General features: G+C 59.0%; 8 protein-coding genes. 7 read left to right on the top strand and 1 reads right to left on the bottom strand.

Going from position 1 to position 15,751, the window contains the following annotated elements; all coding sequences use genetic code 11:
• The first annotated feature begins 711 nt into the window (after positions 1–711).
• Positions 712–8,097, top strand: coding sequence for a VCBS domain-containing protein (locus CKW20_RS03265; RefSeq protein WP_095051635.1), 7,386 nt, complete (start codon positions 712–714; stop codon positions 8,095–8,097).
• Between the two features lie 252 nt (positions 8,098–8,349).
• Positions 8,350–9,561 carry a site-specific integrase gene (locus CKW20_RS03255; RefSeq protein ID WP_095051634.1) on the top strand — a complete coding sequence of 404 codons (1,212 nt, stop codon included), beginning with the start codon at positions 8,350–8,352 and terminating at the stop codon, positions 9,559–9,561.
• A 7-nt stretch (positions 9,562–9,568) separates the two neighbouring features.
• Here the strand turns inward: CKW20_RS03255 and CKW20_RS03250 are convergent, their stop codons facing one another.
• On the bottom strand, positions 9,569–10,126 hold the full coding sequence (locus CKW20_RS03250; protein WP_095051633.1) for a hypothetical protein: 558 nt from the start codon (positions 10,124–10,126) through the stop codon (positions 9,569–9,571).
• Positions 10,127–10,251: 125 nt separating this feature from the next.
• Between CKW20_RS03250 and CKW20_RS03245 the strand changes: the two genes are divergently transcribed.
• From CKW20_RS03245 to CKW20_RS03225, 5 genes are all read left to right on the top strand, one after another.
• On the top strand, positions 10,252–10,545 hold the full coding sequence (locus CKW20_RS03245; protein WP_371857392.1) for a helix-turn-helix domain-containing protein: 294 nt from the start codon (positions 10,252–10,254) through the stop codon (positions 10,543–10,545).
• 287 nt (positions 10,546–10,832) lie between these two features.
• Positions 10,833–12,077, top strand: coding sequence for a DUF1376 domain-containing protein (locus tag CKW20_RS03240; protein ID WP_095051631.1), 1,245 nt, complete (start codon positions 10,833–10,835; stop codon positions 12,075–12,077).
• Positions 12,070–13,455, top strand: coding sequence for a replicative DNA helicase (dnaB, locus tag CKW20_RS03235; RefSeq protein WP_095051630.1), 1,386 nt, complete (start codon positions 12,070–12,072; stop codon positions 13,453–13,455). Before CKW20_RS03240 ends, dnaB begins: the two co-directional genes overlap by 8 nt.
• On the top strand, positions 13,452–14,756 hold the full coding sequence (locus CKW20_RS03230) for a site-specific integrase (protein ID WP_095051629.1): 1,305 nt from the start codon (positions 13,452–13,454) through the stop codon (positions 14,754–14,756). Before dnaB ends, CKW20_RS03230 begins: the two co-directional genes overlap by 4 nt.
• 402 nt (positions 14,757–15,158) lie before the next feature.
• Entirely contained in the window at positions 15,159–15,746 is a 588-nt protein-coding gene (locus tag CKW20_RS03225) for a terminase small subunit (protein WP_256584983.1), read from the top strand.
• Positions 15,747–15,751: the final 5 nt, after the last annotated feature.

Genomic DNA, 15,751 nt, shown 5'->3' with positions numbered 1-15,751 from the left:
CTGTCATGACAGGCTCTCCATGTAAGTCGTCGGGTGGTTCGGGCGTAAAAAATCCCGCCAAAGCAAATGCCCTGGCGGGCTTTTTTAACAGCTGAATGCTGAGATTTTATGGAATCTCAGGGCCGGTACGATTCAGCCAGCCCATGCCCCACTTGGGTTTCAGCTCATTCAAGCCGCGCCAGTGTCGAGTATTCAAGGCCCTTCCCCGCCCTCTTCGCCAAAAACAAATCGACATAATATTGACACCAGCACACCCGCCCGTCGGAATATTGGCACATCGCACTGTTAGCTGCGGTTAACACCTTTACAAAGCCTGACCCCACAACTAAACACACATCAAACTGATATCAGGAAAGGCCGTATCCCTGAGTCGGTGCTGCTCCAAAACACGGCCTCACCCAGCCTTTCTCCAGGAGTCCCTCCCCTATGGGTACTCTCAGTCTATTGCGTGCCATGCGCAGCGCAGCCTCAGGCTGGCGTCCACGTTCGCCCGACTTGTCCTGCGATCCGCAGCTCAAGCGCGGCAAACTTTTCCACCCCCGTAATACCCGCGCGCCTCTGCCGGCAGCGCCTGTCCCGTCAGCTGGCCGATGTCCGGGGGCCGACTCACACCGCTCCTCAACAACCTGAGCGGTGCAAGAACGGGACTTCATCCTGTTAGCAGTCCCTGGCGATTCTAAAAATAAAAACTGGCATTTTCGGGAGAAAGACATGGCTACCACCACAACGACCAGCGGCGGCACCGTTACTTCGCTTTCAAACACTCCACAGGCGCAGGACGACATTTTCACTACCGGTGTTATTGGTACGAGCACCACTGCCATCACTGAAGACCTGCTGGGGGTCGTGTACCTGGACGTCATGTCCAATGACCTCGGCGGCAGCGCAAAGACACTGTGGTCACTCGATGACGCGACCAGTCTTTCGACTGCCACCAAGGTTTATGCGCCGGCCGATCTCCTGATCCAGGACACGGGCAGAATTGAGGCGACGAGTACTGATACCAGTTCCAATGGGGCAAAGATCTGGATTACGTCGGATGGCAAGGTCGGCTACGACGCCGCTACGTTGTCGACTGCTTTCAAGGCACAACTTCAATCGCTGGCGGGTGGAGGGTCCCTGACGGACACCTTTACCTATGCGATTCGTCTCGGCAACGGCACGCTCAGCTGGGCCACTGCGCAGGTGCAGTTCGCTGGCATGAATGACAGTGTGACGATGAGCATCGGCGTGCAGGCTGGCACGGTAACCGAAGATGCGACCACGACGCCGAGCCCGACCGACTCGCTGAGCGCGACAGGCACTATTGCCTTTAGCGATGTTGACCTGAGTGACACGCATACCGCCTCTTTCGTCGCTGCGGGAGGCAATGCCACCGCGCTGGGCAACTTCACCCTTGCATCAGTAACTGAAGCGGCCAACGCAGCCGACGGCACGATTAACTGGACTTACACCCTGGATAATGCGGCAGCCCAATCCCTGGCCCAGGGGCAGACAGTTACTGAAACCTATGTGGTCACCATCAGTGACGGGCACGGCTCATCGACCACGCAGAATGTGACTATCACTATCACCGGCACCAACGACCAAGTGCAGATCACCAGCGGCGTGCAGGCCGGCGATGCCGGGGAAGACAGCGGCGACTACGCAGCCAGCGGCAGCATCACCTTCACCGACGTCGACCTGATCGACACCCACAGCGTCACTGTCACACCGGGTGCTTCCGGCTATTTGGGCAGCTTCACCACCGATCCATTGAGCGACAGCACCGGCACGGGCAGCGGTTCGCTGGGGTGGAACTTCGCGGTGAACAACACCGCGTTGCAGTTCCTCGGCGAAGGCCAGAGCGTCACCCAAACCTATAACGTGGCGATCGGCGACGGCGCGCTGCAGACCGTGACCATCACGATTACCGGCATCAACGATCAGGTGCAGATCACCAGCGGCGTGCAGGCCGACGATGCCGGGGAAGACAGCGGCAACTACGCGGCCAGCGGCAGCATCACCTTCGCCGACGTCGACCTGATCGACACCCACAGCGTCAGCGTCACGCCGGGCGCTTCCGGTTATCTGGGCAGCTTCACCACCAATCCACTTAGCGACAGCACCGGCACCGGCAGCGGTTCGCTGGGCTGGAACTTCGCGGTGAATAACACCGCCCTGCAGTTCCTCGGCGAAGGCCAGATCGTCACCCAAACCTATAACGTGGCGATCGGCGACGGTGCGGTGCAGACCGTGACCATCACGATTACCGGCATCAACGATCAGGTGCAGATCACCAGCGGCGTGCAGGCCGGCGATGCCGGGGAAGACAGCGGCGACTACGCGGCCAGCGGCAGCATCACCTTCGCCGACGTCGACCTGATCGACACCCACAGCGTCACTGTCACGCCGGGCGCTTCCGGCTATCTGGGCAGCTTCACCACCGACCCACTGAGCGACAGCACCGGTACGGGCAACGGTTCGCTGGGTTGGAACTTCGCGGTGAACAACACCGCGTTGCAGTTCCTCGGCGAAGGCCAGAGCGTCACCCAAACCTATAACGTGGCGATCGGCGACGGCGCGGTGCAGACCGTGACCATCACGATTACCGGCATCAACGATCAGGTGCAGATCACCAGCGGCGTGCAGGCCGGCGATGCAGGGGAAGACAGCGGCGACTACGCAGCCAGCGGCAACATCACCTTCACCGACGTCGACCTGATCGAAACCCACAGCGTCAGCGTCACGCCGGGCGCTTCCGGTTATCTGGGCAGCTTCACCACCAATCCACTTAGCGACAGCACCGGCACCGGCAGCGGTTCGCTGGGCTGGAACTTCGCGGTGAATAACACCGCCCTGCAGTTCCTCGGCGAAGGACAGATCGTCACCCAAACCTATAACGTGGCGATCGGCGACGGTGCGGTGCAGACCGTCACCATCACCATTACCGGTACCAACGACCAGCCAACGCTGACGATGGCCGACAGCACTGGAGCGATGAATGAAGGCAACGGCACCGCCACCCTGAGCGACAGCGGCGCCCTGAGCTTTGCCGATCTGGACAGCAACGACACGGTGACCGTATCGCAGACCGCCAACGGCGACATCGCCTGGAGCGGTGGTACGCTCAATGCGGGCGTGGCCTCGGCACTGGTGGCCGGCTTCTCGGTCGACCAGAACAGCTGGGACTACAGCAGCAATCAGAACCTCGATTTCCTCGGCGCGGGTGAAACCATCACCTTCTCGTACGCGGTGGTTGCCACCGACGATAGCGGCACGGCTAACGCTGCCTCGGCAACACAGACCGTCACCATCACGATCACCGGCACCAACGACCAGCCAACGCTGACGATTACCGACAGCACCGGGGCGATGAGCGAAGGCAACGGCACCGCCACCCTGAGCGACAGCGGCGCCCTGAGTTTTGCCGATCTGGACAGCACCGATACGGTGACCGTGTCGCAGACCGCCAACGGCGACATCGCCTGGAGCAGTGGTACGCTCAATGCGGGCGTGGCCTCGGCACTGGTGGCCGGTTTCTCGGTCGACCAGAACAGCTGGGACTACAGCAGCAATCAGAATCTCGACTTCCTCGGCGCGGGTGAAACCATCACCTTCTCGTACGCGGTGGTTGCCACCGACGATAGCGGCACGGCTAACGCTGCCTCGGCAACACAGACCGTCACCATCACCATTACCGGTACCAACGACCAGCCAACGCTGACGATGGCCGACAGCACTGGAGCGATGAACGAAGGCAACGGCAACGCCACCCTGAGCGACAGCGGCGCGCTGAGTTTTGCCGATCTGGACAGCACCGATACGGTGACCGTGTCGCAGACCGCCAACGGCGACATCGCCTGGAGCGGTGGTACGCTCAATGCGGGCGTGGCCTCGGCACTGGTGGCCGGTTTCTCGGTCGACCAGAACAGCTGGGACTACAGCAGCAATCAGAACCTCGACTTCCTCGGCGCGGGTGAAACCATCAGCTTCTCGTACGCGGTGGTTGCCACCGACGACAGCGGCGCAGCTAACGCTGCCTCGGCAACACAGACCGTCACCATCACCATTACCGGTACCAACGACCAGCCAACGCTGACGATGGCCGACAGCACTGGAGCGATGAACGAAGGCAACGGCAACGCCACCCTGAGCGACAGCGGCGCGCTGAGTTTTGCCGATCTGGACAGCACCGATACGGTGACCGTGTCGCAGACCGCCAACGGCGACATCGCCTGGAGCGGTGGTACGCTCAATGCGGGCGTGGCCTCGGCACTGGTGGCCGGTTTCTCGGTCGACCAGAACAGCTGGGACTACAGCAGCAATCAGAACCTCGACTTCCTCGGCGCGGGTGAAACCATCAGCTTCTCGTACGCGGTGGTTGCCACCGACGACAGCGGCGCAGCTAACGCTGCCTCGGCGGTGCAGACGGTGACCATCACCATCACCGGCAGCAACGATGCAGCCGTGTTGTCCTCGGCCAACGTCACGCTGACCGAGACCAATGCCCCGCTGAGCACCTCCGGCACCCTCACCATCAGCGACGTCGACAGCGCCGCAACCTTCGTCGCCCAGGCCAACACCGCCGGCAGTTACGGCCAGTTCTCCATCGGCACCGGCGGTGCCTGGACCTACATCGCCGATTCCGCCCACAACGAGTTCGTCGCCGGCACCACCTACACCGACACCTTCGCCGTGAGCAGCGCCGACGGCACCGTCACCTCAGTCACCGTGCATATCCTTGGGAGCAACGATGCCGCCGTGCTGTCCTCGGCTAGCGTCACGCTGACCGAAACCAATGCTCCGCTGACCACCGGTGCCACCCTGACCATCAGCGACATCGACAGCCCGGAAACCTTCCAGGCCCAATCCGGTACCGCTGGCGCCAACGGAACCTTCGCCATCAACACCGCGGGTAACTGGAGCTATACCGCCAACTCAGCCTTCGACACACTGAATGTCGGCGACAGCCTGACCGACACCTTCACGGTACTCAGTGCCGACGGCACCGCAACCGCGGTAACCGTCACCATCAAAGGCAGCAACGACGCCGCCGTGCTGTCCTCCGCCAGCGTCACGCTGACCGAAACCAATGCCCCACTGACCACGACTGGCACCCTCACCATCAGCGATGTCGACAGCCTGGAAACCTTCCAGGCCCAATCCGGTACCACCGGCACCAACGGAACCTTCGCCATCGATGCCGCGGGCAACTGGAGCTATACCGCCAACTCGGCCTTCGACTCACTGAATGTCGGCGACAGCCTGACCGACACCTTCACGGTACTCAGTGCCGACGGCACCGCAACCGCGGTAACCGTCACCATCAAAGGCAGCAACGACGCCGCCGTGCTGTCCTCCGCCAGCGTCACGCTGACCGAAACCAATGCCCCACTGACCACGACTGGCACCCTCACCATCAGCGATGTCGACAGCCTGGAAACCTTCCAGGCCCAATCCGGTACCACCGGCACCAACGGAACCTTCGCCATCGATGCCGCGGGCAACTGGAGCTATACCGCCAACTCGGCCTTCGACTCACTTAATGTCGGCGACAGCCTGAGCGACACCTTCACGGTACTCAGTGCGGACGGCACCGCGACTGCGGTGACGGTGACTATCAACGGCAGCAATGATTCGCCAACGATCACCTCCAACGGCGGTGGTGCGACGGCTTCGGTCAACGTGGCGGAGAACACTGCGGCGGTCACGACAGTGGCGGCGACCGATGTTGATCTTCCGGCGCAAACCCTGAGTTACTCGATCCTGAATACGGCCGGGACGGACTTCAGCAAGTTCTCGATCAGTTCAAGCGGGGTGCTGACGTTCAATTCGGCGCCGGATTACGAGAATGCCCAGGATGTCGGTGGTGCTGACGGTGACAATGCCTATGTTGTGGACGTTCTGGTGGCGGACGGCAATGGCGGAACCGACACCCAGACGATTACGGTGAATGTGCAGAATGTCGTTGAGACTCCAGTTGATATGACACCGCCAGCGTCACCAACTGGGCTGACTTACAACAAGACCGGTGGCCCAAACCATAAGCTTTCAGGGAGCGCCGAGGCAAACTCATCCATTAAGGTTTACCTGGACAATGGCAACGGCGTATTTGGCGCCGGCGACACAGAAATTGGGACCGGAACGACCAATACCGGCGGTCAATTCGCCAATATTGATTTGGATGGCAAGTTTACGGGTACCAAGACGCTATTTGTCACGGCTACGGACGCGGCAGGCAACGTTAGTGCTGCAACAAGCATTAGCCTGACTTACCCTGCGGGAGTGTCCGGAGAAGCGATAAACCTTGCGATTGCCGATCCATCCGCAGGCCTGAGCGACAGCTTTGTTGTCACAGTTACCGACGTTCCGTCAAATTGGATTCTAAACACCGGAACCAACAACGGCGACGGCAGCTGGACCGTGCAGACCAGTGATCCCGGCGCATTGACCGTGACAACACCAGAAGGCTTCACGGGCGCCGCGGTGCTCCACATCAACATGACCTGGACCAACGCCGACGGCAGTGTGGGCAGCTCCTATGTGTTCAATAACGTTGAGGCCTTTGCCCCCGGCGCGCCGATCTTCGCCTTGTCCGCTGACGACAACCTGACTGGCTCGTCCGGTGCCGACACTTTCGTCTTCGCCCAGCCGATCGGTAACAACCAGATCTACAGTTTCGATGTCACGGCGGACAAGATCGACTTGATCGGCTTCACGGGCATCACCAGCTTTGCTGATTTGAATATCACTAACGACGCCAACGGCAATGCGCTGGTCAGCATCGGCTCCGGCCAGTCGGTCACCCTGAAAGGAGTGGATGCGGCGGACTTGAGCGAAGCGAACTTCCAGTTCGATGTGGACCCGGTCATGACCAATACCGGCACCCTCACCATTTCCGACGGCGCGATCATGCCGTTCGGGGGCAGCATCCAAAACAGCGGCACCATCGAACTCGGCTCGACCGGCAGCGAAACCGAGCTGGAAATTCTTTTCCGCGGTGCGACCTTGACCGGTGGCGGCCAGGTATTGCTATCCGACAGTGCGCAAAACGTGATTTTCGGCGGCAGCGCCGACACCGTTCTGACCAATGCCGACAACCGTATTTCCGGTGCAGGACAGTTGGGCGCCGGGCAGATGGTGCTGGTCAATGCGGGGCTGATCCTGGCCAGCGGGCTGAACAGCCTGGTGCTCGACACCGGCAGCCACACCATCACCAATAGCGGAGTGCTGGAATCCACCGGTGAAGGCGGCATGACGGTGGCCAGTGCGGTCGACAACTCTGGCCACTTATGGGCCAACGGTGGCGACATGCGCCTGCTGGCCGACGTGATAGGCAATGGCAGCGCCACTATCGACGGCGACGCGACCCTGAGCTTCGATGGCGCAGTACATGGGTCTGTCGCCTTCCACGGCGAAGGCGCGGGGACGCTGGTGATCGCACAGGCCGAAGCGGCAAGCTCGCTGGTCGGCATCCTCGGTCTGGAAAGCGATGACATGCTGACCTTCGGCGATCTCGCCTTCGGCGCCAACACCCAGCTCAGCTATAGCGCCAACGCCTCTGGCGCTGGCGGCCTGCTGACGGTGGACGACGGCGTGCATCGGGCCGAGGTGAACCTGCTGGGACACTACACGGTGGAGGACTTCCAGGTCACCGGCGGCGAGACCGGCACCCAGGTCAGTTACAACGGCGCATCCAGCGGCACGCTGGTGGGCAGCATGGCGGCGGACGTACTCAGTGGCAGCGACGGCAACGACATCCTCGCGGGTCGTGGCGGGGAGGACACGCTCAGTGGTGGCGCGGGAGCCGATGTGTTCGCCTACCTCAACGAGGCTGAAGGCGGGGATACCATCCTCGACTACAACTTCGCCGAAGGCGACTCACTCGACCTCTCCGCGCTACTTAGTGCCAACTTCGTTAGTGGTATCAGCCAGGCGTCCGACTTCGTCCAACTGGCGCAATCAGGCAGCGATATCACCGTGCAGGTGGATGCCGATGGCGCAGCCAATGGTACGAACTTCGCCGATGTGGCGGTCCTTGCCAACACGGGTACGAGCGGTACCGATCTGGTGCGCACCTGGTTCGGGGAGGCTGACCATACGCTGACGGCGTGATGCTGGGCTGGAGTTGAATCCACCGCTGCAGACAGGCACAAAAAAGCCCCACCAGATCACTCTGTGTGGGGCTTTTAAATATATGGTGTCCCAGGGCAGGTTCGAACTGCCAACCTTCCCCTTAGGAGGGGGCATAGTAACCGCATACCTACCGTGATCCTCCCAGCCCTTATAGCCCGTACGTATTAATGTGTGTCATTATCCACTTCACCACAGCGCTTTTTGCACCCATAGTGCACCCATGAGAATCAGATGAAAGAGAAGCTGACCGCCAGACTGCTTTCAGGCCTACAAATCACTGGAAGCGAATACGAGATTCATGACTCCACCGTTACGGGGCTATTCGTTCGCGTTACCGCAGCCGGCGCGAAGTCTTATGTGGTCACTTGGGCCCGCGGGCGAAAAAAGACGCTGGGGCGCGTGGGCATCCTCACACTCGACCAAGCACGCCATAATGCAGTGCAGTATCTCGCCGAAGCTCGAATGCATGGTGAGCCCAAAGCGGTTACCGAGATCCGAAAAGCAGCGACCACCCCCTCTCTACGCGCCTTCATCGACGACATCTATATGCCTTGGTTCAAGGCCCACCATAAAGGTCATGAAAAAACGCTTCATACGCTCAACAACAATTTCGATGCCATCATCTCTCGACCGGTCGACACGATAACCGGACGCGACCTGGAATCGATCCGTACTGCATGGATGCAAGCTGGAAATAAAGCTTCGACGGTCAATCGAAAAATTGGCTCGATCAGCGGCGTATTCAGCCGGGCCCTCGAATGGGACTACATCAGCACCCACCCCTTGGCAAAGCTGAAACAGTTGAAAGTCGACTCCATTGGGATTGTGAGGTATCTGACTGCAGATGAAACCCTGCGCTTGCGCGCGGCACTCGAGCTCCGGCAAGACGAAACGCGAAATGAACGCGATAGCGCAAACAGATGGCGCGAGGATAGAAACATGGAGCAATTCCCGACCCTCAGAGACGTACCGTTCACCGACCATCTAAAACCAATGGTTTTACTTTCACTTAACACTGGTATGAGGCGTGGAGAGCTGTTCGACCTCAAATGGACCGCTGTGAATTTCGACACAAAGACAATCACAGTAAGAGGCGAAACGACAAAATCCAACGAAACCCGACATATCCCGATGAATGCTGAAGCACTAAACGCTCTGGAAAACTGGAAAGACCAGTCCTCTAAACATGAGTTTGTATTTCCAGGCCAGAATGGTAACCGACTGGAGGATGTTAAAAGCGCATGGCTGAAGCTGCTTGAGCGAGCCAAAATTGAAAAATTTCGCTGGCACGACATGCGTCATGATTTCGCATCACGACTGGTTATGGCCGGCGTACCGCTTAATACGGTACGCGAGCTCTTGGGGCACTCAGACATCAAGATGACACTTCGCTACGCACACTTGGCGCCGGGGACGAAGGCCGCAGCAGTAGAGTTAATTTAGGTCGCATTCATTTGATCGTTACGCGCTCGAATGCCCTAAGACTGCCGCTATCGAAATCAAATGAACAACTGAAGTACTCCTTGATCGCCTCGAAGTATTCCTGACATTTTTTCAAATCAAAACGAAGGCCACTTTCAAAATATTCATCAGAAAAGACTATTGGCTCCCCTTCAAACACATCTCCTTGCCCTCCAAATGAAACCATCTCACCTTTGAACTCGTATTTCTTTTCTCCAGAAAAAATTTTGTAGATGAAAGCATCCTCTGGAGAAAGAAGGCTAGGCGCCAAAATGCCGGTTCGAATCAATCTAATAACTTCATCCTCGTGCCACACAAGCTCAATGATATCGGTGACTCTAATTTTCCCCTCGTCTTCATATTTCGCCACCAGATAGCGCGGACGATTTAACAACAAGGCCCCCATGGCTTGGACCACAGCTCGCTCTATCGTATTGGTCATTGATGTTTGAGTATTGTTCGCCACACATTCAAGACCAAAACGGACTATCGGGCTGATTCGCAGAGAGAGCGTCTGACTCCGGCTCCGATTTACTTTACGCGCCATCTTTGCTTCCTCCTCATCGAGCTCTACCTAAGCCACTGCGAGCCTCGGTAAAAAACGGCAAAACGCAGAATCTGCGTCACCCAGCTTGAGCAATTGAAGCCGACTGTACACCCCTAGGACAAAATGTGTCCAGACAGAAATTACATGTATTGCGTGTATTGACACATTCGCAACTGCGTCCTATTTTGAAATTGGCATCCCGCCACGAGGACATCGAAATGAGTCAAACCACTCTCACCGCCCCCTTGGCCGTCGGTCCCGAAGCTGCAGCCCAGATGACCGGCCAATCCCGCTGCGCAATCTATCGAGCGATCGCCGCAGGCGAGTTGATTGCTTTCAAGGCAGGCAAACGCCGCCTGATGTTGGTGAAGGAATTGGAAATCTGGATCAACCGGGTGGCGCAGGAGAACGCCCGATAAACCGGTCGGATCACTCGCATCGGGCAGGGAAAATGTTTTCAGAGGAGTTTTGCAAGCACCGGGGAGGCGCACGGGAAGGTAAAGAGTGTCGGGCCAGTGTTCGCACCACTGGCCCGACGATCACAAGTTATTCCGTAGGGGAAAAACATGGGACCGACATATATTAGCATTCGCTTCATCGATAAAGACGGATTCGTACGCGGACTGCTGCTTCTGCACACCTCCATTCGGTTGTCCGCCCTTGAACCATTACGCTCATTGGGTATCACTCGGGCGGAGGTGGCCAAATGAACGCACCTCTCCCATTGGTATCAGCAGAGGTTGATCTGCGCGGAATGCCATTCATGCCGCTGGATGTAGTGCGCTTGCTGGAAAGCGATCTCTTCGCAATATCGAGCGGCGATGAATTCAAGGCGGCGTTTGCCCTGTGGGGCAAGTCGTGGCTGCAAGTACCTGCAGCATCGTTACCGAGTGATGATCGAGTGCTCGCACACCTTTCCGGCACAGGTGCCACGTGGGCAAAGGTCAAAACCATGGCCCTGAGAAGCTGGATCCTCTGCGCGGATGGTCGTTACTACCACCCCGTCATTGCTGAAAAAGCTCATGAAGCCTGGAAGGGCCGTTTACAGCATAGGGAAAAGCGTGACAACGAAGCCGAACGCCAACGCCGGCATCGCAATGATCAAAAGGCCCTACGCGAACAACTGCGTGAATATGGTGAGATCGCGGCATGGGATACGCCCATCGGCGAGTTGCATCAGCGACTTAAAAAACTAAGCCAGCACGACGGACCTACCACAGTCACGCGGACGGATCCATTGCCGGACACGGCCCCGCAACGGCTAAGAGAGAAACAGGGACAAACACAGGGAAAGCTATTACCTCAAAAGCATGGCCTCCAGCGCAATGACTCCGTGGGCACTGCTCCAGCATCAGGACTGCTCGACCCGCTTGCTCACGACCGTTCTGCTCCGCCGACTTCCCAAGCCCATCGAGAGACAACCAGACGCGACCCGCTGGACGGGTTCAAGCAATTCTATGATTTGTACCCGCGACACCAGAAACGGGCCGAGGCTGAAAAGGCCTGGCGAAAGCTCAACCCGGACCTCGAGCTGCAGCAAACCCTGATGGCAGCCTTGGCCAGGCATCGCCAACAAGACGCGTGGCTCAAAGACAACGGCCGATTCATCCCGCTGCCTGCCTCGTGGCTGAACGCCCGGCAATGGGAGGACGAGCTGGAAATCGGACCGCTGTCAGCTTGTCCAGCACAGGGCATCGTCGATCTTTACCACCAGTGTTGCCCAACCTTCGATGTCGTCACGGTGCTCGACACAGCCTTGCGAAACCTGATCGAGGACCGCTGGCGTGAACACGAGGCGCAACAGGATCTCGATTTCTGGCAGGAGTTTTTCACCACCGCGTCGCTGCTCTCCTCGATTTATTTCTGTGGTGCTGCCTGCAAACCGTATCTCGAAGCCTTGCTGTCCCGGAAAAACTTTCGCGACATCGTTGAGGGCCGAGCTCATGCGTGATCCCTTCAGCGACGAAGCCGAACAAAGCCTGCTGGGCGCCATGATGCTGGCGCCCGAGATGATCGACCTGCTCTGCGCCGAACTGGTGGTCGATGACTTTTACTGGATTGAGCACGCACAGATCTATCGGGCGATCCTCACCAGACACAGCGCCGGGAAGAAAATCGACTTGGTGACTATTGGTGATGATCTGCAGACCCTGGATCGCACCGGGGGAGGTCAGGAGCCGGCGATGTTTTACTTGGGTGAAATTTTCCGCAATACCCCCAGCACCGCCAACGCCCTGGCCTATGCGCAGATTGTCCGCGAACGTTCCGTGGATCGGGCCCTGATTGCCGCCGGCAATCGTATCCGCGAGCTGGGTCACACCGCGGGTGAACTCGCGGACAAGATCAGCGCGGCCCAAGCTTTGGTGCTGGGGCTGGACAGCCGCACCTCGGTGCAGGAAGTACGCCCGGCAGTTGATGTGTTGAGCGATCACCTTGAGGAGCTGCAGCGCCGGCACGACCTGCAGGGTGCGCTGGACGGCCTGTCCACCGGCAGTCGTGCGCTGGATGACGAACTGTGCGGCCTCAAGGGTGGCGAACTGATCATCATTGCCGGTCGACCTTCAATGGGTAAAACGGCGTTTGCCGTGAACATCGCCGAGCACGTGGCCGTGCAACAGGACAGCGTCGTCTTGATCGTTTCACTGGAAATGACCAACGGGGCACTGATGGACCGCCTGCTTGCCTCGCTCGGCCAGATCCCGCTGCGCGCTCTAAAGGACGGCACGGCCGCCGGGGAGTATGCGACGGCACTCAACGCCGCGGCCGGCCAGATCAAACGCTCGAAACTGTACATGGCCGACCGGCCCGGCCTCACCGTGGCCCGGCTGCGCGCCATGGCCCGCAGGCACAAACAACGTTTTGGTTTGTGTTTACTGGTGCTGGATTACCTGCAGCTGATGGAAGGGTCCGGTCGGGAAGGGAATCGCACGCAGGACGTCAGCGACATGAGCCGCCAGCTGAAGCAGATGGCGCGGGAGCTCGACATCCCGGTGCTCGCCTTGTCCCAGCTCAACCGCAGCCTGGAGCAACGGCCCAACAAGCGCCCGATCATGTCGGACCTGCGCGAGTCCGGCGCCCTGGAGCAAGACGCCGACGTCATTCTCTTCATCTATCGCGATGAGGTGTATCACCCGCAGACCGAAGCCAAGGGCATTGCCGAAATCATCATCGGCAAAGCCCGCAACGGTGAGCCTGGCACGGTCAGGATGGCGTTTGTGGGCAGGTTCTGCCGTTTTGACGACCTGACCCGCGCCGAGGCAGAAGCTTTCAAGCAGCCCATGGCACCGGCCCGGTTAGCCGACCGCTACCACCGGAGCGCGCAACCATGACGGCCTCAAAAACACTGCACACCCACATCACCGACAGCGAAATCCGCCGCCACGCCACCACGGGCATTCGTCAGCTGCGGGATTCACGGACTCCGGCGCTGCGCTTCCGTTTCTGGAGCAGCGACCGTACCAAGGGTTCGTGGTACATCGTCCTCAACGATGCCTGGGTCAAGGTCGGAAATTATCCGGCGATCGACGCCAAAACCATGCAGGCTTTTTTGCCGAAGATCCTAGCGAGTCGATCGGTCAACGGGCAAGCGACTTCCACCGTCAGTGGCTGGCACACGGTTGGCGACCTCCTGAGCTGGTACGCCGAGCGCATGGCCCGCGATCGTGGCCTGTCGAGCAGCCGTAAGGCCAGCGCAAAATCCGCAGTGCGCTGCCACCTCCAGCCTCGGCTGCAAACCTTGTTGCTGGCTGACCTCAACCATGCGCGCCTGGATCAACTGCTGCTGTGGCCGCTGCAGGAGCAATACGCACTGTCCTTTGTGCGTTCGGTGTACGCCATACTGGCGGTCGCCTTTCGTCAGGCCTTCACCCTGAAGCTGATGGACGTCAATCCGATGGCCGGGTTCAAGTTCGGGGACTTCGTGCAAACGAGGATCAAACCGAAACCGGCGCGACTGCGGCGAGACGATCTCGACGAGCTGCTGGCCGGGTTGTTGGCCATCGCCAGAACGGATCCTCGCGACTGCATGCTGGTCCTGATGATGTTGTGCCACGGCACGCGACTGGGGGAAACCCGGGTGGCGCGTTGGAAACACATCAACCTGGTCAGCCGCCACTGGTTCATCCCCGCCGCCGAGACCAAAACCAAACACGAGCACACGCTGCCCCTGACCGATCAGGTGTGTGCGTTGCTGGTCCACTACCGCGCCCGACAACAGGCCCGCGGCTACGCGGGTGCCTACCTGTTCCCCGGCCCTGCCGGTAAACCCCTGAGTGCAAAGAACGCCGGCAATGTGTTTGTCCGTCTGGGTCAGGGCGCCTGGAGCAGCCATGACCTGCGCAAGGTGGCGCGCACCGCCTGGATGGAGTTGGGGGTGGACTACCTGGTGGGCGAGCTGCTGCTCAATCACACCATGAAAGAGCTCGATGCCACCTACATTCACACCACGGCCGAAGCCCTCAAACGCCAGGCACTGGAAACCTGGCATGCGTGGCTGGATCAACACGGTTTTCTCGCCCTGCATGGCGGGACAGAGCCGGGATTGGTCGAACCGATCAGCCCCGCTCCAGCCGTCTGCGACGCACCTTGCAGCCGATCAGCGCTTCCATTGCAGGGGAGGAGATTCAGCTGATGAAAACCGTGCGTTATGCCCAACTTCACCCCCAACAGTCCAGTGACTCCATGCAGCCTTGGCACACTGCTCACCTGCTCTGCAACCACCGAGCCAACGACCGCGCCTCGTTTTTTCCGGGCAAGTCGCCCGCGTCGTATCGAACCCCCCCTTCGACCTTCTTACGCTCCACGAACGAACGCGAGACAAGCCCTCCCCTCGTTCAGGACAGATCAACAGCGAAGGATTGATTCGTCAGAGTCCAACGCGCCTTCAGGATCGGCCGCATCAGCTCAATCAGAGCTCGGCGTCTCCAGGGGCATCAGATCCCCCTTCCTCTGCGCCACACCCGGTTTATGCGAAAAGGTACTCCTGCCCCACCCCCCTCCTGAGGGTAATTCGAGCCCCGACATCGAACGATGTATGAGTTTTTTTGAGGAATTCCGGTTCCGCTTTTATTTATGTGCATTGGAGGTAGTTATGGCGAATCAAAAAGAGCTGGCCCAACACCTGGATCTGACCGATCGACAAGTCCGCTACTTGCTTGCAGACGGCATCCTGCCGACTTCCCGGGGAAATGGCGGGTTGAACCTGCAGGACTGTCGTCTGGCTTACATTCGATACTTACGCGGGCTGGGCAGCGGCCAGGTAAAAGCGGAAGCGGGTCATCTGATTGGAGAAGATCCTGGCTCATCGCTCGATAACCTGTTGTTGCAGGAGAAAGTCAGGTTGACGACGGCGCAGGCTGTGGCTCAGGAAAGAAAAAATGAAGTCTTGGAGCGGCAATTGGTACCGGTCGGGTTCGCTACTTACTCTCTGAGCAAAATCGCATCGCAGATCGGTTCAATACTTGACACCGTGCCACTCAAACTTCGACGTAAACATCCCGAGATGGACCCCAGGCACCTTGAATCCGTGGAACGAGAAATTGCACTGGCACGCAATTTGGCGGCTCAGGTAGGCGATAAATTGGATGAGTATCTGGACGAATATTTTGAGCTGTATGTCTGAGGTGC

The organism is Pseudomonas sp. Irchel s3b2, assembly GCF_900187445.1.
Classification (GTDB): domain Bacteria; phylum Pseudomonadota; class Gammaproteobacteria; order Pseudomonadales; family Pseudomonadaceae; genus Aquipseudomonas.
Note: the sequence above shows the minus strand (reverse complement) of the source record. Positions and strands in the feature narration are given on the sequence as shown.